Source organism: Paraburkholderia caledonica NBRC 102488 (assembly GCF_000685095.1).
Taxonomy (GTDB): domain Bacteria; phylum Pseudomonadota; class Gammaproteobacteria; order Burkholderiales; family Burkholderiaceae; genus Paraburkholderia; species Paraburkholderia caledonica.
Map to the genome: position 1 here is coordinate 1 of NZ_BAYE01000060.1, position 695 is coordinate 695.

1 pseudogene is annotated in these 695 nt (G+C 59.1%); it reads left to right on the plus strand.

The features are described from left to right. Positions 1–131: 131 nt before the first annotated feature. Positions 132–695: pseudogene (locus BCA01S_RS34190) on the plus strand (transposase); the annotation flags it as partial.

Sequence of the window (695 nt, forward strand, 5' to 3'; positions counted from 1 at the left end):
TTGGGCGGCGACAATTGTTTTGGCCGGCGCATTGACTCAGGTTTTTTGTTACCGAGCTAGGCTCGTTGCCTCAAGTATTTTGCTACCTGTCAGACGGCTGGCGGGGGCGACTTATGACGAGGCGGCTCAGCATGACAACAAGACGGGAATTGATCGAGGCAGTCGGCGAGCGGTACCGCCGTTCTGAACGGAACGACAAGCGGCAGATCCTGGACGAATTCGTCGAATTGACGGGCTATCATCGTAAGCACGCAATTCGAGTGCTTTGCCGAGAGCAGCAGCCGCTGAAGGCGAAGCCCGGCCCACAGCGACGCTATGACGATGACGTTCATGCCGCGCTGATCCTGCTATGGGAGGCCGCCGACCGGATCTGCGGCAAGCGCCTGAAGGCGCTCATCCCAACGCTGATCGACTCGATGACACGACATGGTCATCTGTCGCTATCGAAGGACCTGCGCCAGCGGCTCAAGCAGATCAGCGCCGCGACCATTGATCGGCTTCTGCGGGATGTGCGCGAGCAAGCTTTCAGCGGCCAGCGCCGCCGAGCTGGTGGAATCGGCAATGCGATTCGCCGCGCAGTGCCCATTCGGACCTTCACCGATTGGAACAACCCGCTACCCGGTTATCTGGAGGTCGATTTCGTTGAGCATTGCGGGGGCACCAAGATTGACGGTGACTTTGTACATAGCTTCGTG